The organism is Nocardia sp. NBC_01503 (assembly GCF_036327755.1).
GTDB lineage: Bacteria > Actinomycetota > Actinomycetes > Mycobacteriales > Mycobacteriaceae > Nocardia.
The window spans coordinates 1357293-1379721 of the sequence record NZ_CP109596.1 but is presented as its reverse complement, the minus strand read 5'-3'; the positions used below and the strand labels follow the sequence as shown (position 1 = coordinate 1379721).

At 68.0% G+C, this 22429-nt stretch carries 17 protein-coding genes; 12 read left to right on the top strand and 5 right to left on the bottom strand.

Features of this window, described 5'->3' with window-relative positions; all coding sequences use genetic code 11:
• A complete protein-coding gene (locus OHB26_RS06485) occupies nt 1-1200 on the bottom strand; it encodes a DUF7373 family lipoprotein (RefSeq protein ID WP_330183315.1) in 1200 nt (399 codons plus the stop codon).
• A gap of 207 nt (nt 1201-1407) precedes the next feature.
• On the opposite strand from OHB26_RS06485, the gene OHB26_RS06480 reads away from it, so the two are divergent.
• Complete coding sequence (locus OHB26_RS06480; RefSeq protein ID WP_330183314.1) at nt 1408-2841, top strand: FHA domain-containing protein; 1434 nt, start codon at nt 1408-1410, stop codon at nt 2839-2841.
• A gap of 68 nt (nt 2842-2909) precedes the next feature.
• Here the strand turns inward: OHB26_RS06480 and OHB26_RS06475 are convergent, their stop codons facing one another.
• A complete protein-coding gene (locus OHB26_RS06475) occupies nt 2910-4355 on the bottom strand; it encodes a metallopeptidase (protein WP_330183313.1) in 1446 nt (481 codons plus the stop codon).
• Between the two features lie 255 nt (nt 4356-4610).
• Between OHB26_RS06475 and OHB26_RS06470 the strand changes: the two genes are divergently transcribed.
• From OHB26_RS06470 to glmM, 5 genes are all read left to right on the top strand, one after another.
• On the top strand, nt 4611-7361 hold the full coding sequence (locus OHB26_RS06470; protein ID WP_330183312.1) for an FHA domain-containing protein: 2751 nt from the start codon (nt 4611-4613) through the stop codon (nt 7359-7361).
• Between the two features lie 84 nt (nt 7362-7445).
• The gene (locus tag OHB26_RS06465; protein ID WP_330183311.1) at nt 7446-9740 is read left to right on the top strand and encodes a hypothetical protein; all 2295 of its coding nucleotides are present in this window, start codon (nt 7446-7448) and stop codon (nt 9738-9740) included.
• 261 nt (nt 9741-10001) lie between these two features.
• Nucleotides 10002-10445 carry a 50S ribosomal protein L13 gene (rplM, locus tag OHB26_RS06460; RefSeq protein WP_330183310.1) on the top strand — a complete coding sequence of 148 codons (444 nt, stop codon included), beginning with the start codon at nt 10002-10004 and terminating at the stop codon, nt 10443-10445.
• The gene (rpsI, locus tag OHB26_RS06455) at nt 10442-10957 is read left to right on the top strand and encodes a 30S ribosomal protein S9 (RefSeq protein WP_330183309.1); all 516 of its coding nucleotides are present in this window, start codon (nt 10442-10444) and stop codon (nt 10955-10957) included. Before rplM ends, rpsI begins: the two co-directional genes overlap by 4 nt.
• A gap of 158 nt (nt 10958-11115) precedes the next feature.
• A complete protein-coding gene (glmM, locus tag OHB26_RS06450; protein ID WP_330183308.1) occupies nt 11116-12483 on the top strand; it encodes a phosphoglucosamine mutase in 1368 nt (455 codons plus the stop codon).
• Nucleotides 12484-12494: 11 nt separating this feature from the next.
• On the opposite strand, the gene OHB26_RS06445 is transcribed toward glmM, so the two are convergent.
• Nucleotides 12495-14135, bottom strand: coding sequence for an ABC-F family ATP-binding cassette domain-containing protein (locus tag OHB26_RS06445; RefSeq protein ID WP_330183307.1), 1641 nt, complete (start codon nt 14133-14135; stop codon nt 12495-12497).
• Nucleotides 14136-14251: 116 nt separating this feature from the next.
• On the opposite strand from OHB26_RS06445, the gene OHB26_RS06440 reads away from it, so the two are divergent.
• The 4 genes from OHB26_RS06440 to OHB26_RS06425 all read left to right on the top strand — a co-directional run bounded on the left by OHB26_RS06440 (nt 14252) and on the right by OHB26_RS06425 (nt 17125).
• Nucleotides 14252-14446, top strand: coding sequence for a PspC domain-containing protein (locus OHB26_RS06440; protein ID WP_330183306.1), 195 nt, complete (start codon nt 14252-14254; stop codon nt 14444-14446).
• 121 nt (nt 14447-14567) lie between these two features.
• Nucleotides 14568-14876, top strand: coding sequence for a DUF6802 family protein (locus tag OHB26_RS06435; protein ID WP_330183305.1), 309 nt, complete (start codon nt 14568-14570; stop codon nt 14874-14876).
• 30 nt (nt 14877-14906) lie between these two features.
• Entirely contained in the window at nt 14907-15221 is a 315-nt protein-coding gene (locus tag OHB26_RS06430) for a hypothetical protein (protein ID WP_330183304.1), read from the top strand.
• The gene (locus OHB26_RS06425) at nt 15218-17125 is read left to right on the top strand and encodes a hypothetical protein (RefSeq protein ID WP_330183303.1); all 1908 of its coding nucleotides are present in this window, start codon (nt 15218-15220) and stop codon (nt 17123-17125) included. Before OHB26_RS06430 ends, OHB26_RS06425 begins: the two co-directional genes overlap by 4 nt.
• A gap of 25 nt (nt 17126-17150) precedes the next feature.
• On the opposite strand, the gene OHB26_RS06420 is transcribed toward OHB26_RS06425, so the two are convergent.
• A complete protein-coding gene (locus tag OHB26_RS06420) occupies nt 17151-18014 on the bottom strand; it encodes a dienelactone hydrolase family protein (RefSeq protein WP_330183302.1) in 864 nt (287 codons plus the stop codon).
• Nucleotides 18015-18115: 101 nt separating this feature from the next.
• On the opposite strand from OHB26_RS06420, the gene glmS reads away from it, so the two are divergent.
• Nucleotides 18116-19984: a glutamine--fructose-6-phosphate transaminase (isomerizing) gene (glmS, locus tag OHB26_RS06415; protein WP_330183301.1), complete on the top strand. Its 1869-nt coding sequence runs from the start codon at nt 18116-18118 to the stop codon at nt 19982-19984.
• Nucleotides 19985-20011: 27 nt separating this feature from the next.
• Here the strand turns inward: glmS and OHB26_RS06410 are convergent, their stop codons facing one another.
• On the bottom strand, nt 20012-20434 hold the full coding sequence (locus tag OHB26_RS06410; RefSeq protein WP_330183300.1) for a cupredoxin domain-containing protein: 423 nt from the start codon (nt 20432-20434) through the stop codon (nt 20012-20014).
• 291 nt (nt 20435-20725) lie between these two features.
• Here OHB26_RS06410 and OHB26_RS06405 point away from each other — a divergent pair, with 291 nt between their 5' ends.
• Nucleotides 20726-22306, top strand: coding sequence for an NAD(P)H-hydrate dehydratase (locus OHB26_RS06405; RefSeq protein WP_330183299.1), 1581 nt, complete (start codon nt 20726-20728; stop codon nt 22304-22306).
• Nucleotides 22307-22429 lie beyond the last annotated feature (123 nt).

Below are 22429 nucleotides of genomic sequence, written 5' to 3'. Positions count from 1 at the left end.
CTACAGGCTGTTGGCCAGCAGGGCGTACTGTGCCGCCGCCTTCTGTCGCACATCGGGCTCGTCATCGCTGCTCACGATGCCGATATAGCGCTTGTACGTCACATAGCAGCGGTTCTTGAACTCGCTGCTGCTATCGCCCTTGCTGTTCAGTTGGACGCATTTCGCACCGGGCACGTCATTGGGGGCGGGAACGCTGTCGTAGTGGTCGGTCTCATCGGCGAGCAGGGCGGTCATGAGCGATTGCGCGCCCGCGTCGTCGCGGGTGCGAATCAGCCAGGCCGAGCCGACGGTGGCCAGGGCGTCCGCACCGCTGTCGGTGACGGCCTGGCTGACCTTGGCCTCGTTATTGGCATTGTGGATGATCTTGGTGCCGCCGTAGACGGCGAACTCCTTGGGATCGGGGGCGCCCGAGCCGCGCTCTTTGATCACCGCGCGCGCCAGCAGATTGTTCGGATCCACCTTGAGCGCGGTCAGATTGGCTTCGGGGGTGGGGGTGAACTTGTCCAGCAGCGGCACCTGCGCGTCGAAGGATTTGCGCACCCAATCCAGCAGATCCTTCTCCTCGGCCTTGGGGCGCTCGATGAAGAGTGAGATCACGTACTGCTTATACGGCAGGAACGCGCCGATGGTCGGAACCCCCGGCCGCCAATGGATATAGGCGTTCGGGTACTGGCCGAGCGTGAGCTTCTTGTTCAGATCCGGGGCCACCCCGAAGTCGGCGTCCTCGAGTTCGCGCGCGGCGGTCGCGGCGGTCTTGTCATCGGCGAAGCGCAGCACCATATCGGTGACGCTGGTGGCCCCGGTCTGATTGGGGCCGTCCGCCCGGTCCGCGCCGCTGGCGGCGAAGGCGGTGATCAGATGATTGCGGTCCAGCACCGACTGCGAGGTCGCGGCCAGGCCGATCTTGGTGGCGTCCGCGTTATCGGTGGTGGCCCGCCCGCCGCCGCCGTAGATCAGGGTGGAGTCGATCTTGACACTCGGCACCACGGCCTCCGACATCCGGAAGCCTTCCAGCAGTGCGCCATTGGTGCCCGCGCCCTGCGAATAGGTGTGCCGGTCGACCGGATAGCCGCCCACCTCCAGCTTGCGGACATCGAGCTCACCGGGGGTCGCGGTGCCGCTGACACTGCAGGCGGTCAGTAGCAGGGCGGTGAGCGAAACACATGCGGCGAAGAGTGGTCTACGTGAATTCCGAACCATGTCAGGTCCTCGTTCCTCCCGTACGGTGCATCCAAAGTAACCGACCGCACGCGCCCCCGGGCGGGGTCGAAGATCGCCGGACCCGGTGCGATGCCGTCAACCGCTCATCGCGAGATGGCGGCCCGGACGCAACGCGGAGCGGCAACGTAACCTGGTCGGTGTGCTGAACATCCCGCGCCGCGCGTACACCGGGGGCCGGTTCCATTGATGGATCGGCAGGTCGAGGTTGTCGCGGGCCCGCACGTGGTCATTCGGGCGGCGGGAGCGGTAATCCTGGTCGCACATCGCGAACGCGGAGCGTTGAACGCGGATGCGCGCGCCGCCGTCGCGGGGCGGGCGCTCGCCGACCTGGTCCTGGAGACCACCGAACAGGCGCCCGACGGACCGGGGCGGCTCATCGCCCGCCAGGCCACCCGCTGGCTCATGAAAGAGGCCGAGCGCATCTCGCCCGGCGTACCGATCGAATTCGGCATCCTCTCCGCCGCCGATACCGGCGGCGTCGCCATCTTCCTGCACGGTTCGGTCACCGCGGTGCTGTCGGGCCGGACCGTCGAGTACTACCGCGGCAGTGACGCCGCCTTCACCGTGGACCGCGTCGCGGCCCATCCGGAGGTCGCCGCGGCCTTGTTCGCCGAGGACGCGAAGCGGCGCGTACCCGAGCTACCCGAGCGCGGAATCGGCTCCCTCGCATCGGGAATCGCGCTGGCGGGCGGTGCGATCGTCTGGTTCGAGGGCGAACCGGCGCACACCTGGGTGCCGCGTCGGTTCACCCCGGGCGCGTGGACGCCGCAGCTCGATGACGATCAGCCGACCCAGGCCGAGGTACCCCCGCCGACCGCGGCCTTCGATCCGGAGCCGGAACGAATTCCACTGGACCCCAACCTGACTCCCACCCGCACCTCCAACCGGATACCCGTCGGGCTGGACCTCGATTTCGATTCGGCGTCCGAATCCGACTCCGCCACGGCCGGTTACGACCCGCAGCGGGAATCGCACTCGACCGGGCCGGGTTACGGGTCGCCGGTCGGGCCCGGTCCGGGGGACGGCGCGGATGGTTACGACCCGCATCACGCGCCGACCGAGATGGGCGGGACCAATCCCGCGCCGAAGCCGGATCCGAGTCTGCAGCGGCGGTTGGAGGCGACGGCGAAGGCGACCGCGCTCACCTTCAAGGTGCTCGGATTCAAGTGCGCGCGTGCGCATCCCAGTGATCCGCGGTCGGCGTTCTGTTCGGTATGCGGGATGCCGGTGGATCAGACCCAGCAGGTCGCCGAGGTGATTCGGCCACCGTTGGGAATGCTGATTCTCGACGACGGGATGACGTACATGCTGGCCGCCGACGCGGTCGTGGGGCGTGATCCGGAGCAGTCCGAGGCGGCGCGAGCGGGGCTGGTGCCGTTGAAGATCGACGATTCCTCCGGTGGCATGTCGCGGGCGCACGCGGAGATCCGGCTGATCAATTGGGATGTCACCGTGGTGGATCGGGGCTCGACCAACGGCACCCGGGTGCGGCTGCCGGGATATCGGGATTGGGTTCGGCTGCAAGCGAATCAGCCGATGATCCTGATCCCGGGTGCGGAGATCATGCTGGGTAACCGGGTACTGCGCTTGGAGCCGGTCGCGCCGCCGCCGTTCGGGTAGCGGGGTGTGGATCCCGGCCACAAGCATGCCGGGATGACGAAGGCCACGCCGGGATGACGAAGGGCTGCTCAGGAATACCGGGAGGTGCAGGTGTTCTGGTTGCCCAGGACGCCCGCGCGGAAGGCGTCCACCCGGGAGAACCCGCTGGGGACGGTTTTACCGTCGGTATCGCTGGCGGCGAGGCCGTCGGTGAGCAGGCCCGAGACGGCTTCATCGAGGTCACCGGGGGAGAGGCTGATATTGCCGTTGGCCTTGGATCGATTGGGGTCGGCCAGTTTTCCGGTGATCACACCGGCCAGGCAGGCGGCGCGCAGACCGGTCTTCGCGCCCTTGAGGGCTTGTCCGGCGCTCTGCTGGACGGCCAGCGCATAGCGCGAGATGAATACCACGTAGGCGGTGAAGTCGCCGGTTACCTTGACCGGCAACCCATCCTGTTCGTCGGTGTTGGGTACGCCGCGGTCGTGCAGGGCGGGCAGATCGGTGCCGATGGTGTTGTCGGACGGGCAGTAGGTGACCGGTTCGGTGTCCTTACTATTGGCGCAGTTCAGTTTCGCGCCGTCGAAGCTGTACTTGGGCTCCTTCTTGATCGGCATGATGTCGGCCATCGCCTTGGCGAGTTCGTCGAGATTGCTCCGGTCCACATCGGATTGGCCATTGGTGCTGTCATTGCCGAAGGACTGCGGCAGATTTCCGCGCCGCCGGTCGATCTCCTTGGTGTCGATACCCTTGCAGCCCTTACCGCCGTCGGTGAAGCCGATCTGCACCGCGGTGACGCGCTCGAACGCCGATCCGTGCACGCTGCCCGGATCGCTGGGATTGTCGTCACGAATGGCTACGGTCGCGGCCAGCACGGCGTTCAATCCATCGGAGGTATTGATGGTGAAATGCTTCGACTTGCCCTCTGCCACATTGCGAATGAACGCCCCGGCGAAGCAGTCGGCCTGCTGCTCCTTGACCAGGGTCGGGGTCTTGCGGCTGACGATATTGGCCATGGTCTGAATGGCGTGCCCGTATTCATGGGCGAGCACCATGACCACCGCCATCTTGCCGAAGGTCTCCTGCACGGTCGGCAGCAGCACGGTGCGATCCCAGCCGATGGATCCGTCGAGGCTGCAGTAGGCGGCATTGACCAGCCGGTAGGTGGACTCCTCGCAGAACTGCACCGCTTGTGAGCGCGGCGATTTCGCACTCCAGGACAGGAATTTGTCGACCGGTTCGAACGCGCCGTCGAACTCGTGCGGATACTCGGCCTGCCAATAGCTCTGGATGTCCTCGATGGCGTTGAGGACGAGCTTGTCGATCTCCCCGCCGTCGGAGTTCGAGGCGGTGAGCGTGGAATCCGGTGCGCCCGTGCGCGGCCCGTTGGGGCCGCTGGTGGTGGGTAGTCCGGCGACCTTGAACGGATCGTCGTAGATCGAGACCGCGCGCCCGGGCACATCCCGGGTACAGCCGCTCAACAGCACCGCGAGGAGAGTGAGAACGGCCAAGGCCACCGTCGCCCGGCGTGCGCGCATCCCCACGTCTACTCCCTCACCTGCGGGCCGTTTCCTCCCCGGAACCGGGCTCCGCGGGTATCGCACCCGCTCCGAGCCTCACGCATATTATCCGCCGAACGGCCTGTTCGTTGTTCGGGTTACTCGGGCCCGGAATCGGTTGCGATCCGGCCGGAGCACCGGATTCGCGCTGTTGATCCGGGCCGACACAGACCGGTCGGTCTTGGTCGGCTTACTCCTGCGGCTCTGAGCGGCGCAGACGGTAGTATCCGGGCCATGTCTTCACCGGGGGCGCAGCAGATCACCGTGCGTCATGAAGGAACCGATCGGGTCTTCGACGCGAGCCAGCAGATCACCATGGGGCGGGCGCCGGAGGTCACGCTGTTCGTCGACAGCCCCCTGGTCTCGCGGGTACATGCCACGCTGGCGTGGCGGGGTAACGGGTGGGTGCTCGCCGACAACGGCAGTACCAATGGGGTTTTCGTGGACGCGCGGCGACTGAGCCAGCCGATCCCGATCGACCGGCCCATGCAGGTGCGCCTGGGCGATGCCATCACCGGGCCACTGCTGCATCTGATTCCGCGCGTGGGCATGCAGCAGATGCCGCCGTCGGTACCGCCGCAGCAGCGCCGGATGCCGCCGCAGAACTTCCAGCAGCCGCCGAATCAGCAGCCGAGCCCGCAGCAGAATCGGCCGCCGACACCGGCGCAGCAGCCGGTGCAGCGTCCGCCCGCGCAGGGGCAGCAGCCGATCAATTACGTGCGGCCGCCGCGCTCGGGACAGCAACCCGTGCAGGGCAATCCGTCGCACGGCATTCCTTCCCAGGCGATGCCTTCGCAGGGGATGCCGTCGCAGGGCGTTCCCGCGCACGCCCAACCGCCCAAGTCCGCGCAGCCGCCGCGCTCGTCGCAGCCGCAGTCCCAGGGCATGCCCGCGCACGCGCAGCAGTCGGCACCGCAACCGGTGCAGTCGTCCATGCCGCTGCATCCGGATGTCCCCGACAACATCAATATGACCGCCAAGGCCAGCGTCGCCGCCGCACCCCCCGTGCGCGCCCGCTCCGCCTCCGGCCCGGCCGCGCGCGCCGACCGGATTCCGCAGGGCGGCTTGCATATCGGTCGTACCAGCGATAACCAGATCGTCGTCAACGATCCATTGGCCTCGCGCCGCCATGCCCGCCTGCTCTCCGATCGCGGCAATCTCGCCATCGAGGATCTGGGCTCGGCCAACGGCACCTTCGTCAACGGCCGCCGGGAACAGCGCGCGGTACTGCGCGACCGCGACATCATCACCATCGGCAATGTCGACTTCGAGGTGCAGCAGGGCACGCTGGTGCGTCGCGAGCGCCCGGCCGCCGAACAGGGCCTGCATGTGCACGGCGTCGGCTTCACCGTCGAGGGCAACAAGCAACTGCTCGTCGATGTGAATATGGCCGCCGGACGCGGCACGCTCACCGCGCTCATCGGACCCTCGGGCGCCGGTAAGTCGACACTGTCGAAACTCATTGCGGGAACGACACAACCGTCCGCGGGTGTGGTCACCTTCGAGGGGCGCGGCCTGCACGCCGAGTACGAGGCGCTGCGCTCCCGCATCGGCATGGTGCCGCAGGACGATGTGCTGCACCGGCAGCTCACCGTCAAACAGGCGCTCGGATTCGCCGCGCAACTGCGCCTGCCCCCCGACACCAGCAAGGCGGATCGGCAGCGCGTCATCGACGGTGTGCTGGCGGAGCTTTCGCTCACCCAGCACGCGGACACCCGGGTGGATCGACTCTCCGGCGGTCAGCGCAAGCGCGCCTCGGTGGCCATGGAGCTGCTCACCGGTCCGTCGTTGCTGATCCTGGACGAGCCCACCTCCGGTCTCGATCCGGCGCTGGACCGACAGGTCATGACCATGCTGCGCGAGCTCGCCGATGCCGGGCGCACCGTCATCGTCGTCACACATTCGGTTGCCTGCCTTGACATGTGCGATCAGGTGCTACTGCTCGCACCCGGTGGCAAGACCGCCTTCGCCGGACACCCCGGCAGTGTGCGCGACTTCCTCGGCACCAGCGACTGGGCGGAGATCTTCACCCGCGTCGCCGCCGACCCGGACCGCGCCTTCGCCAATTTCCGCTCCCGCCAAGCCTTTGCGCCGCCGCCCCAGGCCGTACAACCGGTGGAGAAGGCCAAGCCGCCGAAATCCAGTCCGCTCAAACAGTTCTCGACGCTCTCGCGCAGACAGCTGCGGGTGATCCTGGCCGATCGCGGATATCTGGCCTTCCTGCTGATACTCCCGTTCGTGCTGGGCGGGCTCTCCCTGGTGGTGCCGGGTAAGAACGGCTTCCAGAAGGGCGGCTTCACCCAGATGCCGGACGGGTCGTTCGTCATGACCGGCGGCAGCGAGGCACAACAGCTGCTGGTGGTGCTGATCCTCGGCGCCTGCTTCATGGGATCCACGCTCACCGTGCGTGATCTGGTCGGCGAGCGCGCCATCTACTATCGCGAGCGCGCGGTCGGATTGCGCTCCGGCGCCTACCTGATGTCCAAGGTGGTGGTGTTCAGCATTGCCGCGCTGCTGCAGGCGGGCGTCATGATGGGCATCGTGCTCGCGGGTAAGAAGCGGCCCGGACCGGGCGCGGTGCTCTCCGCGGGCAGTGCCGAGCTGTACATCGACATCGCGCTGACCGCGGTCACCTGTGTGGTCGTCGGCCTGCTGCTCTCCACCCTCGCCAAATCCAACGAGCAGGTGATGCCGCTGCTGGTGGTCATCATCATGTGCCAGCTGGTGATGGCGGGCGGCATGATCCCGGTCACCGGCCGTGTTGTGCTGGAACAGGTTTCGTGGCTGTTCCCGGCCCGCTGGGGTTACGCCGCCGGCGCCTCGACGGTGAATATCCGGGAACTGTTCCCGAGTGCGCAGGCGGACGCGCTGTGGAAGCACGCCGCGAATATCTGGTACCTCGACGCCGGCATGCTGCTGGTGCTCACCGTGGTGTTGTCGCTGCTCACCTGGTCGCGACTGCGCCTGAAGAAGTCCGCGTCATGACCGAAAGCGTCATGACCGGCCGAAAGAGCGCCGAGTGAACGGGGAGTCGCGCGCTTCCTCCGGCGAACAGGCACACTGATGGCTGTGACAGCTCGAGTTGGGGCAGTGCATCTCGGCTGGGACGTGGTGTCCGTGGCCGCCGGTGGCGGCGGCGCGTCGATCCGTCCCGTCCAGGTCGAAGGCACCTACACACCGCCCGCATATCTCCTCGCGGACGCGTCCGGTCGGTTGCACACCGCGGGCGTGGACCGGCGACCCGACGTCGGCATCGCCATCTCCGATGTGCGTGACATCCTGGGCCACCCGCAGATCGTGGTGGCGGGCGCGACCTGGCCCGCCGACCTGGTCTTCCGGGCGCGTATGCACAATCCGCTGGCCTCGGTCACCGAACATCTGGGCGGGCCGCCCGATGTGCTGGCCGTACCGTTCCCGGACGAATGGCCCGACCCCAAGGTCGACGAGTTCATCCGGCTGGTCGAACAGCTCGGCGTGGTCGCCGAGGCGCTGCCGGAATCGGTGGCGCTCTCCGGATACATCCGGGCGCTCGGACTGGTGCGCTCGCCGGGCCGCGGACCCGCGGTCGGAGCCACCGGCGTCTACTCCGACGGACGCGACTGCCTGGTCGTGGCCGTACACGGGGATGACGAGGAGCCCACCGAATCGGTGAGCGTTCCCATCACCGCCGAGGCGCTGCACTCCGCGCGCGCCGCCGACAATGTGGTGATCGAGGTGATGGCCGCCGCCCGCGGCATCAACGCCGACACCTCCACCGTGCTGCTGGCCGGGAACGTCTGCTTCAACGACGCACTGCGACTGGCCTTCCAGAACCATCTCGGACATCGCTTCCACGTCGCCGACCATCCGATGCACGCGCTGGTGCTCGGGGCAACGCACCTGCTGGTCAACGACAGCGAGCTGAGTGCCGAGGCGATGGCCGCGCGCTCGGAAACCCAAATCCCGCAACCGGGTTCGGCCATGCCCCGGCATGCCGAACACGGTGGACGGGGCGGACCCTCGACGGGGGAGCACCCTAGGCACGGGCAGCAGGCCGGGGCACCGGCGCAGCCCGGTACGCCCCCGCAGCCCGGCACACCCGCGAAGTCCGGCATCCCCGCGGCCGAACCACCCGTCGATGGTGTGGAAGCGCGGCCGGTCGATCAGGGTCCGCGAAAGGTTGTGCAGCCGAGTGACTCCGGTCCGGCGCGCACCGAATCCGCACGCCCGGCAGGACCTTCCACCGGACCGCTACCGCAGACCGGTGTGAAGCCGCCGACGAGTCCGCTGCCCGCATCGGGCACCCTGCCCTCGGCCAATCCGGTCCCGGCCGCCGCGCAGGGCGCACAGCCCGGCGCGGATGCCGGTGAGACGCGGCGGATCACGGCCGAGGACGCGGCGCGGATTCCGACCGCCTCGCGCGGCGGACTGCCGCCGGGTCTGGCCGGTGTCGGCGGTCGATTCACCCGGCCGCCGGGCACCCCCGCCGATGATCAGATGACCTCGGTCATGGGCCGCGGACCGCAGCCCGGCCAGGAGGGCCACGGCCAGCCCGGGCAGCAATGGCCGTCCGGCTCCGGAAATCAGCCGAATCCGGCTGCCGGACAACCGTATCCAGCTGGTGGTCAGCAGTATTCGACCGGGCAGCAGCAATACCCGGGCGGGCAACAGCCCGCGACCGGTGGCCAGCAGTCCGGTGGACAGGCGAATCCGAGTGCGGCTCAGCCGAATCCGCCGGTGGTGCAGTACGGCCCGGGTTACGGTCCGCAGGGCCAGTCCGGTTACGGTCAGCAGGGTGCGCCGCAGCAGGGTTACGGCCAGTCCGGACAGGGCAATTACGGCCAGCAGGGCAGCGGATACGGGCCGGGCGGATACGGCGGGCAGGGTGCGAACTTTGCCGGTCCTTCCGGAAACGCTCCTGGTCAGGCCGGTGCGATGTACGGTGGGTCGATGCCGCAGAGTGGGTCGCGTCAGTCGAATCCGCAGATGCCGGAAGATAGTGCCGGTCAGTCTGATTCGGAATCGGGCGAGGGTGAGCACAAGCGCAAGAACAAGCTGTGGAACAAGATGAAGGGCAAGCGTTTCGGCGCCCCCATCATCATCGGCATGGCCGCGCTCGGCGCGATGGGTATGCACTCCGACAGTGAGCCCATCGACCTGTCCGCGCTGACGACCAACCTCACCGTCGGCGATGTGCTCGACACCCATCTGATCGATCAGGTGTGTGCCATCACCCCCTCGGCCTCCATCACCCCCCGGCCGGGCGTCTCCGGCATCGACGATCCCCAACACCTGGATTGCCTGACCCTGGGCATCGACACCCTCCGCTACACCGTCCCCGGACCGGTCCGCGGCGGAGACCCCGGCCCGCCCGTGCAGATCTGACATCCATTCAGGCGCCCGAAGGGTCCTGAAGGTCGCGGCCCGTCCCGCTCCTGGACTGAGCGGAGGGAGGGCAGAAGCGGGACTTCCGGGGCCGCGACCCCGCCCGGCGCGCAGCGGCGGGCAGAAGGTACAGTGGCTCGTTGGCGTTCGGTACAGCCGGGTTTGTCCTGGCTGTCACACGGGTCCCGGGTCTCCACCAGCCGCCGGGGTCACTCGACCGAACACCTGGCTGGCACCACATACGACAGACAGGGAACGACTGTGCCTACGTACAGCCCGAAGGCGGGTGACGTGACCCGTAAGTGGTACGTCATCGACGCCACTGACGTAGTGCTCGGCCGTCTCTCCGTCGCAGCTGCCAACCTGCTGCGCGGTAAGACCAAGCCGACCTACGCTCCGCACGTCGATGGTGGCGACTTCGTCATCATCATCAACGCTGACAAGGTTGCCATCTCCGGCAACAAGCGTGAGAACAAGTTCATCCACACCCACTCCGGGCACCCGGGCGGTCTCAAGTCCCGCTCCGTCGGCCAGATCATGGACACCCGCCCCGACCGTCTGGTCGAGAAGGCTGTCAAGGGCATGATCCCGAAGAACAAGCTGGGTAACAGCATCGGCGGCAAGCTGAAGGTCTACGCAGGCCCGAACCACCCGCACGCCGCTCAGCAGCCCATTCCCTTCGAGATCAAGCAGGTTGCCCAGTGACCGCTCCTGAGGAATTCAACGACGACGAATTCGTCGTGGAAGACACCACCGTCGAGGTTGTCGAGGAGGGTGACGGCTACGAGGCCGAGTACACCTCCGAGGAGACCTTCGCCCCGGTGCTGATCGACCGTCCGATCCAGACCGTCGGCCGCCGCAAGGAGGCCGTGGTCCGCGTGCGCATGGTGCCGGGTACCGGCAACTTCGTGCTCAACGGTCGCACCATCGAGAACTACTTCCCGAACAAGGTGCACCAGCAGCTCGTCAAGTCGCCGCTGGTGACCGTCGAGCGTGTCGAGTCCTTCGACATCTACGCCCGCCTCGTCGGCGGCGGCCCGTCCGGTCAGGCCGGCGCGCTGCGCCTGGCGATCGCCCGCGCCCTGATCGAGGTCACCCCGGAGGATCGCCCCGCCCTCAAGCGTGCCGGCTTCCTGACTCGTGACCCGCGTGCCACCGAGCGTAAGAAGTACGGCCTCAAGAAGGCCCGTAAGGCGCCTCAGTACTCGAAGCGCTGATTTTTGCGCCGTCGAGCTTGCGCCGTGCCCGCCCCTTTTCCGGGTCGGGCACGGTACGGTTTACACGGCAACCTGTACGAGAGCAGGCCCCCCGCAACGGTTTTCGGATCGCTGGGGTGCCTGCTCTCGTGCTGTATCTACCGACCAGGGGTGAGGTAATGGGACGTTTGTTCGGCACCGACGGAGTCCGCGGGCTCGCCAATGACTCGCTGAGTCCGGAACTGGCGCTTGCCGTTTCCGCCGCCGCGGCGCAGGTTTTGAGCCGAGGCAAGAAGCGCGCTTTGGCTGTCGTCGGACGTGACCCACGCGCGAGCGGCGAAATGCTGGAAGCGGCCGTCACCGCCGGGCTGACCGCCGCGGGCGTGGACGTGCTCTCGGTCGGCGTACTGCCCACCCCCGCCGTCGCCTATCTGACCGGCGTCTACGACGCGTGCCTGGGCGTGATGATCTCCGCCTCGCACAACCCCATGCCCGATAACGGCATCAAGATCTTCGCGGCCGGTGGCCACAAACTCGACGACGCCATCGAGGACCGCATCGAAGCCCTCATCGCCGCGGGCGGGTACAACCGTCCGACCGGCGGCGCCATCGGACGCGTGCTCGGCAAGCCCGGCCAGCTCTTCGGCGCGACCGATCAGTACAGCCTGGAAGGCACCCACGAACGCTATGTGGAGCACCTGGTCGAGGCCACCGGGCGCGATCTGAGCGGACTCACCGTGGTGGTCGACTGCGCGCACGGCGCGGCCTCCGAGGTCGGACCCGCCGCACTGCGCGAGGCCGGTGCGACCGTTATCGCCATCAATGCCGACCCTGACGGCTTGAACATCAATGACGGTTGCGGCTCAACGCATTTGGAGCAGATTCAGCGCGCCGTTCGCGAACACGGCGGCGATCTCGGGCTGGCCCTGGACGGCGACGCGGACCGCTGCCTGGCCGTCGATGCCGAGGGCAATGTGGTCGACGGTGACGCCATCATGGCGGTGATCGCGCTCGCCATGCGCGACTCCGGTGAGCTCGCCGAGAACACTCTCGTCGCGACCGTCATGAGCAATCTCGGCCTGCACATCGCCATGCGCGATGCCGGAATCGCCATGCGCACCACCGCCGTCGGCGACCGCTACGTGCTGGAGGAGTTGCGTCGCAGCGGCCTCAACCTGGGCGGCGAACAATCCGGCCATGTCGTGCTGCCGCGGTTCGGCACCACCGGTGACGGCGTCCTCACCGGGTTGAAGCTGATGGCCCGCATGGCCGAAACCGGCCGCACCCTGGCCGATCTCGCCGCCGTGGTGCAGACCGTCCCGCAGGTGCTCATCAACGTGCACGTCTCCGACAAGGCCGCAGTGGCAGTCGCCCCCGAGGTCCTGGACGCCGTGGCCGAAGGCGAACGCCTCCTCGGCGATACCGGCCGAATCCTGCTCCGCCCCAGCGGCACCGAACAATTGGTGCGCGTCATGGTGGAGGCCACCGACTCCGGCCAGGCCCAGCGGCTGGCCGAAGACCTCGCGAAGCTGGTCTCCGCGGTCTGAGCCTTCCCGGGCTACTCCTCGGTGAGGTTGCCCGCCTCGAGGTGCCAGCGGCGGGTGGCTCGCACATTGTCGAGCATGCGGCGGTCGTGGGTTACCAGCAGGACTGTGCCGGTGAAGGATTCGACCGCCTGCTCCAGCTGTTCGATGGCGGCCAGGTCGAGATGGTTGGTGGGCTCGTCGAGCACCAGCAGGTTGACGCCTCGGGCCTGGAGCAGGGCCAGGGCCGCGCGGGTGCGCTCGCCCGGTGAGAGAGTGTCGTTGGGGCGCAGCACATGTGGGCCGCGCAGACCGAATTTGGCGAGCAGGGTGCGGACCTCGGCCTCGGGCCAATCCGGAATCTCCGCGCTGAAAGTGTCGGCGAGGGTGCCGGTTCCGCGGAACAGGCCGCGCGCCTGATCGACCTCGCCGATCGCGACGCCGGAGCCGAGGGCGGCGGATCCGGTGTCCGGCTGGGCCTTTCCGAGCAGCAGGGACAGCAGGGTGGATTTACCCGCGCCGTTGGCCCCGGTCAGGACTATGCGGTCACCGTAGTCGACCTGCACGGTGATCGGACCGAGGGTGAATTCGCCGCGCGTGACAGCAGCATTCGAGAGGGTCGCCACCACCGAACCGCTGCGGGGCGCGGCGGCGATGACCATGCGCAGTTCCCACTCCTTGCGCGGCTCCTCCACCGCATCGAGGCGTTCGATGCGCCGCACGGTCTGCTTGACCTTCGACGCCTGCTTCTCGGTAGCCTCGGCACGGGCTTTGCGGCCCATCTTGTCCGAGTCCTGTTTGCTCTTGCGGCGGGCGTTGCGGACGCCGTGCTCCATCCAATTGCGTTGCATGCCCGCGCGCGCCTCGAGTCCGGCCTTGGTGTCGGCGAACTCGTCATAGGCTTCGCGCGCGTGCCGGCGGGCGATCTCGCGCTCCTCCAGATACGACTCGTAACCGCCGTCGTAACTGCCCACCTGCTGCTGCGCCAGATCCAGCTCGACAATGCGATTCACGGTGCGCGCCAAGAACTCTCGATCATGGCTGATCACCATGAGCGGTTCGCGGACGCCGGTGACGAACTGTTCGAGGCGGTCCAGGCCGTTCAGATCGAGGTCGTTGGTCGGCTCGTCCAGCAGCAGAATGTCGAAGCGGGACAACAGCACCGAGGCCAGACCGGCACGGGCCGCCTGACCGCCGGAGAGCACGGTCATGAGGGTCTCCAGACCGTGCGGGAGGCTCTCGGTCAGACCGAGATCGGCCGAGACCTCCTCGGCGCGCTGCTCCAGATCCGCGCCGCCGAGTGCGAGCCAGCGCTCCAGGGCGGGGGAGAACTCGTCGTCGCCACCCTCGGCGAGGCGTTCGGCGGCCGCGTCCATGACGCGCTGGGCCGCACCGACACCGGTGCGGCGGCGCAGGAACTCCAGCACCGTCTCGCCTTCGACGCGCTCCGGCTCCTGCGCGAGATAGCCGACGGTGGCATCGGGCGGGCTGAGCGTGATCTCGCCTTCCGGGGCGTTCCCGTCGGCGAGCATGCGCAGCAGGGTGGACTTTCCTGCGCCGTTCACCCCGACCAGGCCGATCACATCGCCGGGGGCCAGCACGAGATCGAGGTCTTCGAAGAGGGTGCGTTCGCCGTGTCCGGCGGCGAGTCCGCGCGCATGCAGAGTGGTGCTCACCTGCGCGATTCTGCCCTGTTCGGGGTTACACCCTGACCCCGCCCCTACCGAAGTTCAGGGTCGGAATGGGTCGGGGGACCGATGTGCGATGCGGCTCGAGTACGGAAACTGGAGCTATGACTACACCGACCACCAAGCGTCTCACCCGTTCCAGCCAGGACAAGTGGATTGCCGGAGTCTGCGGCGGGCTCGCCGAATACTTCGGTATCAGTGCCGGACTCGTCCGGTTCCTGTTCGTACTCTCCTGCCTGCTGCCGGGGCCGCAGTTCGTGCTGTACCTGATTCTGTGGGTGGTGATTCCGAAGCGTTGACGGTGGGTGCGCTCTCGGCGAGTTGTCCACAGTTGAGAGTTATCCACAATCGGTATGAACGTGCTGCGTGGCCGATGCGCGGATGACAGGATGGTAGCTACGTCATCGCGGAGGAGCGCATATGGTCACATCGGGTGGTCTGCCGGGACTTGATCTGCCGAATCTCGACTCGCACACCGAACTCGGTGCGCTCGGGGCCATCGAGCTACAACACCCCACCCAGGACATCGACGGCGACGGCCTACTCGACACCGTGACCACCAGCGGCGATAACACCATGCACGTGTGGACGGATCTGGATCACGACGGTTACGCCGACCATGTCACCGTCGTGGACAGCGGGGGCGACTACTCCGCCTGGGAATTCCACCACCATCCGGACGGGTCCACCGAGTGGATTCGCACAGACGAAGGCCGCCTGGGCAAATAGCCGAACCGGGGGGTTCGACGAGGGGGATCGATGCCTGGATTCGACGTGCTCGGCGTAGACCTCGACGCCCTGCACAACACCATCGGCACACTGCGCACCTGCGCCGACGCACTGCGGCAGCAATCCCACCGCATTACCGAGCACCCCTTCGGAGCCGGTAGTGCGGGCCGCGACTACTCGGCGCAAGGCGCGGCCGTCCAGGCGGGCCTGGAGCGCATCGCCTCCTGCCTGCACAACTGGAGCATCGCCACCGCGGCCACCGCCGACGTATTCGCCCACGCCGCAACCGAATACGAACGCCTCGACCGTGAACACGCCGACCGGCTCACGGCGGTGCACCCATGACCTTCGACTCCGCGGGCAAATCGATAGACCAGATCCTGGATTACGGCGCGGCCGGACTGGAGTACTGGGAACACTTCCTGCCCCTGTACGTCAAGGCATTCAGCGTGCACCGCGATATCGACCTCACCGCCCTGCAAGCCGCCTACGACGAGCAGCGCGGTACCGATCTGGCCGGACTCGCCACCGCCCGCACGGAATTGGCGTCAGCCCTCGACGAAGCCGAGTCGCAGTGGACCGCCCTGCACGCGGCGGCCCAATCCCTCCCCGGCATCTGGACCGGCGGCACCGGCGGCGAAGCCCAATCCCTGCTCATCACCCAATTGCGCCGCGCCAGAGAAGATCTCGACATGGCCCGCACCGCCGCCACCGCACTCGCCGACTTGATCGACCCCCTGCACGCCGCGGCCGTCACCAAGGCCGAACAAACCCTGGCCCTGATCGAGAAAATCCCGGGCGGCGCAAGAGAACTCACCATCGACGGCAAGTCTCCAGCCGAGGTGGAAGCCCTCCTCGGCCAAGACGTGGAAGCAGGGCGCGACCACCCCGCCTCCTGGCTCACCACCACCTTCGAACCCGAGATCGAACACGCCCTGGACACCTTCGAGGCCACCTGCGAAACCGCCGACGCCGCCTTCGAATCCCAGTACGCCACCGCGACAAAAGCCCTCGCCCAAATCCTCGACCTGCCCTACCCGCGCCCCGTGGAGCTTTCCCTCCCCAGCTTCACAACCGACCCCACCCCCGGTTCGGAATCGGTTCCCGCACAGCCGCATCGCGACAACACCCCGCCCGGCCCCGACTCGGGTGGTCCCGACTCGGGTGGATCCACAGTTTCCGCACCTTCGATCCGTGAATCTGTCCCGTCCCGGACTCAACCCCAAGTGGTGCCCGAAGCCAACCTGGATTCCGCGCCGGTCTCCTCGACGCGACCTCAACAATCGTTCACCGCGCCATCCGACAGCACCTCGCAACCCCAATCTGTCCCCGCTACTTCATCCGATGTGGTCGCACCGAGCCCGCCACCCGCCACCCCAACCGATCCCACCGCCGCAAGCGACCCCGCGACCGCCAGCGATCTGACCGCGGCGACAGCTCCGACCGGCCAAGCCCCCCAATCCGATTCGACCACCAGCCCCCTCTCCGCCTTGGCCGACCTCCTCAAATCCCTCCTCTCCAGCCTCGACCTCTCCAGCCTCGACCTCTCCGGTCTGACCGACCTGCTGCACCCCTCAACCGATCCGGCTGAACCCGACGACCCGGATACTTCGGCCGACCCCGCCCACCCCCACTCGGACGCGCCCACCGACAAGGGCACATCAGCGCAACCCACTCCACCACAACCGGATACCGACCCCGGAGAAACGACACCACCAGGGTGCTCAACCCCGCCGGGCGCGAATAGTGAAGTCCCACAAAATGGATGCCCGCCCGCTCCGAGTGGTGACTCGCCGTCGCCTGATCCCGGCACCCCGCTACCCGCGAGTCAGTGCGCGCCCCAACCGCCGCAATGCCCAGCGCCGCCCGATGCCAACCCGGCTCCGCCGGGAAATGGCCGAGCCCCGCAAGGGGAATGCCTCCCCGCACCCGACGGTGCCGCAACCGATCCGGTCCCCGGTGGCGAAGTCCCCGTACCCACCGACGGTGCGACCTCGCCGACCCCTGACGGCACTGCCCTGCCACCCGATAGTGCTGGTCTTCCAGCCGATGGGACCGGTCCACCACCCGACGGCAACGGCCCAACGCCCGGTGGTGATCAGATCTCACCGGGCAAGGACGACCCACCGCTGGTGGAAGGTCCTGCGCCGGAGGCCAATCCGCCACTCGACAACCATGGCGACGCCGCCGTCGAAATCCCCGACTCCGGGGTCGAAATCCCGGACCCTCCGCCGAATGCGGTCGAATGACCGCCGACCCGGCGCGCCTCGGCGACTACTTCCGAAGTGCCTGGACCAGTTGGAGGATAGGGAGTTTCTGAGGTTCGGCGGGTTCTTCCTCGATGGCCTCGGGGTCGACTATTTCGGTGTGGGGGATGAGGGCTTCGGGGTCGGCGAAGGGTTTGTACTTCTTGTCGCCGAGGAGGGTGTAGTTGAGGAAGCCGACCAGGAGGGCTCGGGTGAGGCGTTCGGTTTTGGGTTCATGCTTGCCCGCGCCGAGAGCGGCCAGGGCGCGGCGGCCCTCGACCATGCCGTTGTGCGTGGCCTTGTCCACCGCGCGCAGGGTGGCCGGGCCACCCCAGGCGGCGGCCAGGGGAATGGCATTGGAGCTGACCGAATCGAGGTCGGCGGCACCGGCCAGGATCAGTGCGGGGGTGTCGATTCCGGGGGCCAGAGCCTCACCGGATGGAGCGGTGGGAGAGGGATAGAGGGCGGCGACGGCCGCCACCTCACGCTGCGAGGCGGCGATGATCGCCGCACCCGCGCCCATGCCGTGCCCGGCCAGCGCCAGCCTGTCCGGGTGCACGCTGATATCGCCCGAACCCAGCCGCACCCCGGTGCAGATATCCAGGGTGGTTACCAGATCCGTCGCGAGGTTCAGATGCGAAGGGATCGGCCCGCGTTCGGTATCCGGCGCCGCCGCCACATAGCCCCATGAGGCCACATGCTCGAGCAGTCGCCGGTAGTTCGCCGCACCGGCCAGCCAGCCATGACCGAACGCCACCGCGGGTAGGTTCAGCCCCTTCTCGGGCGTGTAGACCACGCCCGGCTGCCCGGCTATGCCGAGGTTGCCGCGCAGCACCGAATGCGGGCCGCGGGCGGTCAAACTGCTCAGGAGCGATTTCACAGACGCCGACACGACAGTGAACTTATCCGATCGCCGCGTGCTTGGGGCGTTTCGCCCGGTCCCGCGCGCATCCGGATTCGCAGACCGCTCCGGTCTCGGTAGGCTGGTGCCCCATGTGCGGAATCGTGGGGTACGTCGGGTACAGGGATGCCCTCGGCGTGGTGGTTGACGCGTTGCGCCGCATGGAATATCGCGGCTACGACTCCGCCGGAGTCGCCATTCTCGACGGTAAGGGCGGGCTCGCCGTCGAACGAAAAGCGGGACGCCTCGCCAATCTGGAGGCCGAACTCGCCGTCACCGGAGTCGGCCGATGCGTCGGCACCACCGGTATGGGCCACACCCGCTGGGCCACGCACGGCGCGCCCACCGACCGCAACGCGCACCCGCATCGGGATGCGAGCGAACGGGTCGCGGTGGTGCACAACGGCATCATCGAGAACTTCGCGCCGCTGCGCCGCGAACTCGAGGACGCCGGAGTCGAACTCGGCAGCGATACCGACACCGAGGTCACCGTGCACCTGGTGGCGCGGGCCTACGCCGAAGGCGCGACCGCCGGAGACTTCATCGCCTCCGCACTCGCCGTGGTGCGCCGCCTCGAAGGCGCGTTCACCCTGGTCTTCGCGCACGCCGACCACCCCGGCACCATCATCGCCGCACGCCGCAATACCCCGCTCGTGATCGGCGTCGGTCAGGGCGAGATGTTCATCGCCTCCGATGTTACCGCCTTCATCGAACACACCCGGGAAGCCGTTGAGCTCGGCCAGGATCAGGCCGTCGTCATCACCACCGATACCTACGCGGTCACCGATTTCGACGGCAATACCGAAGGAGTGCGGACCCGCCCCTTCACCATCGACTGGGATCTGGCCGCCGCCGAGAAGGGCGGCCACGACTACTTCATGCTCAAGGAGATCGAGGAGCAGCCCGCCGGAGTCGCCGACACGCTGATCGGACACTTCCTCGACGGCCGCATCGTCCTGGACGAACAGCGCCTCACCGATCAGGAACTGCGCGAATTCGACAAGGTGTTCGTGGTCGCCTGCGGCAGTTCGTATCACGCGGGGCTACTCGCCAAATACGCCATCGAACACTGGACCCGGCTGCCCGTCGAGGTCGAACTGGCCAGCGAATTCCGTTACCGCGACCCGGTTCTGGACCGCTCCACCCTGGTCGTGGCCATCTCGCAGTCCGGTGAAACCGCCGACACGCTCGAAGCGGTGCGGCACGCCAAGGATCAGAAGGCGCGCGTCCTGGCCATCTGCAATACCAATGGCGCGCAGATTCCCCGTGAATCCGATGCCGTGCTCTACACCCGCACCGGACCGGAGATCGGCGTCGCCTCCACCAAGGCGTTCCTGGCGCAGATCACCGCCAACTACCTGGTCGGTCTGGCGCTCGCGCAGGCCCGCGGCACCAAATATCCGGACGAGGTCGCGCGGGAGTTCGCCGAACTCGAGGGCATGCCGAAACTCGTTTCCCGCGTACTGGAGTCGGGTGATCAGGTGCGTGCGCTCGCCCGCGAACTCGCGCACGTCTCCACTGTGCTGTTCCTGGGCCGGCATGTCGGTTACCCCGTCGCCCTCGAAGGCGCTTTGAAGCTCAAGGAATTGGCGTACATCCACGCCGAGGGCTTCGCGGCGGGCGAACTCAAACACGGTCCGATCGCGCTCATCGAAGAGGGTCTCCCGGTCTTCGTGGTCATGCCCTCCCCGAAGAGCCGCGCCATCCTGCACTCGAAGCTGCTCAGCAATATCCGCGAAATCCAGGCCCGCGGCGCCCGCACCATCGTGATCGCCGAGGAGGGTGACGACACCGTCCGCCCCTTCGCCGACCATCTCATCGAAATCCCCGCCGCCCCAACCCTTTTCCAGCCCCTGCTGGCAACTGTCCCGCTGCAGATCTTCGCCGCCGAAGTAGCCCAGGCCCGCGGCTACGACGTCGACAAACCGCGCAACCTCGCCAAGTCCGTCACCGTCGAGTAGCGCGCTACCCGATCGCCCGGGCGGGTTTCACTCGACGGTGACCGTGCCCTTCATATCCGGGTGCAGCGGGCACAGGTAGCGATAGGTGCCCGGGGTGGTGAAGGTGAAGCTCCACTCGCCCTTGTGGATGATCGGGCTGTTGATGCCGAGCGCGATATCGCCGATGCCCTGCACCGCGTGCGGGGCCTTGTCGGAGAACTTCCAGGTGACCTTGTCGCCCGCTTTGACGGTGATGGCGGCCGGGGAGAACTTCATATCCGCGACATCGACGGTCACATCGGCGGGCTGGCGCGGACCGGACGGCACGGCGGCCGAGCTGGAGGCGGCGACGGTGGTGGTGGGTGCGGCCGTTTCGGCGGAATCCGAACCGCATCCGCCGGTGACCAGAGCCCCCGCGACAACGGTCACGAGCAGCAGGGCACGGGCGGACGAGTGGCGGCGGATAGGCATGGCAGCCAGCGTAACCCCCACCATTTGCGCGCAATTCGCAGGTGGTCACCCGCCCGGAATCCAGGCCGTCCCCGCGGGCGTCAGGTGGAGATCCACACCCGGCGCACCGCAACCTCGCTCGGTGGATCCCGCCCGAAAGCGTGCCGGGATGACGAAGGCGGCGATTTCACGGTGGGCCGCGCGGGCGTCCGGTGCTCGCGACCGCGGGGCGTAGTCTGCATTGGTCGTAGACAGGTGGGGTGCGGCTCCTCGGAAGAACCTTCGAAAACTCGCTGTCGCGGGAGGCGAACGATGCACGATTCGGCATTGCGCGGGTACTACTCGGCCGATGAGGTGCGCGCGGCGGAGGCCGAGCTGTTCACCCGTGTTCCGGAGGGAATGCCCATGCGGCGGGCGGCTTTCGGGCTGGCCGAGGTGGTGGTGCGGGAACTGCGTGAACGCACCGGGGGCGTGGCCGGGCGGGCGGTGACGCTGCTGGTCGGGTCCGGGGACAATGGTGGCGACGCGCTGTGGGCCGGATCGTTGCTGCGGCGGCGGGGTGTGGCGGTGGATGCCGTGCTGTTCTCGCCCGACCGGGCGCATCCGGCCGGACTCGCGGCCCTGCGTAAGACGGGCGGACGCGTCCACACCGATGCGTCCGGTGCGCATGCGCGCCGCGCGCTGACCGGTGCGCCGGTGCCGGGGGACACCGCTGGTGAGCTGGTGCGCGCAGAGACCGCCGGTGGGCCCAGGCGCGGAGGTGCCGCCGGTGCGCGTGTCCGCGCCGGAGCGGGACCCGACCTCGTCGTCGACGGGATCGTCGGCATCTCCGGGCGGGGACCGCTACGGCCCCAAGCCGCGAAACTCGTTGCCGAGGTGCGGGTTCCGATCATCGCGGTCGATCTTCCCAGCGGTGTGGATCCGGACACCGGAGCGGTGACCGGTCCGGCGGTGCGAGCCGCTGTCACCGTGACCTTCGGTGCGCACAAGCCGGTGCACGCGCTGGCCGCACCCTACTGCGGGCGAATCGAATTGGTGCCCATCGGGTTACGGCTGCCCGAGCCGAATCTCGCTGCGCTGGAGGTGGAGTCGATCGGTGCCGGATGGCCGGTCCCGCATGCGACCGACGACAAGTACACCCAGGGTGTCACCGGGGTCTGCGCGGGGAGCGCCACCTATCCGGGCGCGGCGATTCTCTGCACCGGGGGTGCGGTGGCCGCCACCTCCGGCATGGTTCGCTACACCGGGACCGGTGCGGCACAGGTGCTCGAGCACTTCCCGGAAATCATTGCGTCCCCGACGATTTCGGAGACCGGACGGGTGCAATCCTGGGTGTTCGGCCCGGGTGCGGGCACCGACTCCGGGGCCCACGACCGTCTTGCCCAAATTCTCGCCACCGATCTTCCCGTCGTCGTGGACGCGGACGGTCTCACGCTCCTGGCGGCAGACCCCGGCCTGCTCACCGGGCGCACGGCCCCGACCGTCCTCACCCCGCACGCCGGTGAATTCGCCCGCCTGACCGGAGCCGATCCGGCCCCCGATCGTGTTGCCGCCGTACGTAAACTCGCCGATTCCTGGCAGGTGACCGTCCTGTTGAAGGGCCGCGCCACGCTCATCGCCACCCCCGGCCGCCCGGTGCTGGTGAACGAGGCGGGCGGCTCCTGGGCCGCCACCGCGGGCTCGGGCGACGTCCTCTCCGGCATTCTCGCCGCCCTGCTGGCGGCGGGCCGGGATCCGGCCTGGTCGGCCGCCGCCGCGGCCCGCGTACACGCCCTGGCCGCCAACCTGGCCGCACACGCGAGTTCCGCTGCGGGCGCACCCATCTCGGCCACACCCCTGCAACAGCACATTCGCGCGGCCATCGGCACCCTGCGCGAACTCTCCACCCGCTGACCGGACCCCTGGATCATCCGGCTGTACGCGCCCAGCTCGAACAATGCCGGTGCTACCGGCCGGAGTGCGCACGGCGAGCGGGGGTCGCAGCTGATCCCCGGTTCCGTGTTGATCGCGGGCCGC

Excerpts from the sequence above, each read along its gene's own strand:
- OHB26_RS06410 (WP_330183300.1), bottom strand. The coding sequence starts at position 20,434 with ATGCCTATCCGCCGCCACTCGTCCGCCCGTGCCCTGCTGCTCGTGACC.
- glmM (WP_330183308.1), top strand. The coding sequence starts at position 11,116 with ATGGGACGTTTGTTCGGCACCGACGGAGTCCGCGGGCTCGCCAATGAC.
- OHB26_RS06435 (WP_330183305.1), top strand. The coding sequence starts at position 14,568 with ATGGTCACATCGGGTGGTCTGCCGGGACTTGATCTGCCGAATCTCGAC.
- OHB26_RS06480 (WP_330183314.1), top strand. The coding sequence starts at position 1,408 with ATGGATCGGCAGGTCGAGGTTGTCGCGGGCCCGCACGTGGTCATTCGG.
- OHB26_RS06405 (WP_330183299.1), top strand. The coding sequence starts at position 20,726 with ATGCACGATTCGGCATTGCGCGGGTACTACTCGGCCGATGAGGTGCGC.
- OHB26_RS06430 (WP_330183304.1), top strand. The coding sequence starts at position 14,907 with ATGCCTGGATTCGACGTGCTCGGCGTAGACCTCGACGCCCTGCACAAC.
- OHB26_RS06470 (WP_330183312.1), top strand. The coding sequence starts at position 4,611 with ATGTCTTCACCGGGGGCGCAGCAGATCACCGTGCGTCATGAAGGAACC.
- glmS (WP_330183301.1), top strand. The coding sequence starts at position 18,116 with ATGTGCGGAATCGTGGGGTACGTCGGGTACAGGGATGCCCTCGGCGTG.
- OHB26_RS06475 (WP_330183313.1), bottom strand. The coding sequence starts at position 4,355 with ATGCGCGCACGCCGGGCGACGGTGGCCTTGGCCGTTCTCACTCTCCTC.
- OHB26_RS06440 (WP_330183306.1), top strand. The coding sequence starts at position 14,252 with ATGACTACACCGACCACCAAGCGTCTCACCCGTTCCAGCCAGGACAAG.
- OHB26_RS06485 (WP_330183315.1), bottom strand. The coding sequence starts at position 1,200 with ATGGTTCGGAATTCACGTAGACCACTCTTCGCCGCATGTGTTTCGCTC.
- OHB26_RS06425 (WP_330183303.1), top strand. The coding sequence starts at position 15,218 with ATGACCTTCGACTCCGCGGGCAAATCGATAGACCAGATCCTGGATTAC.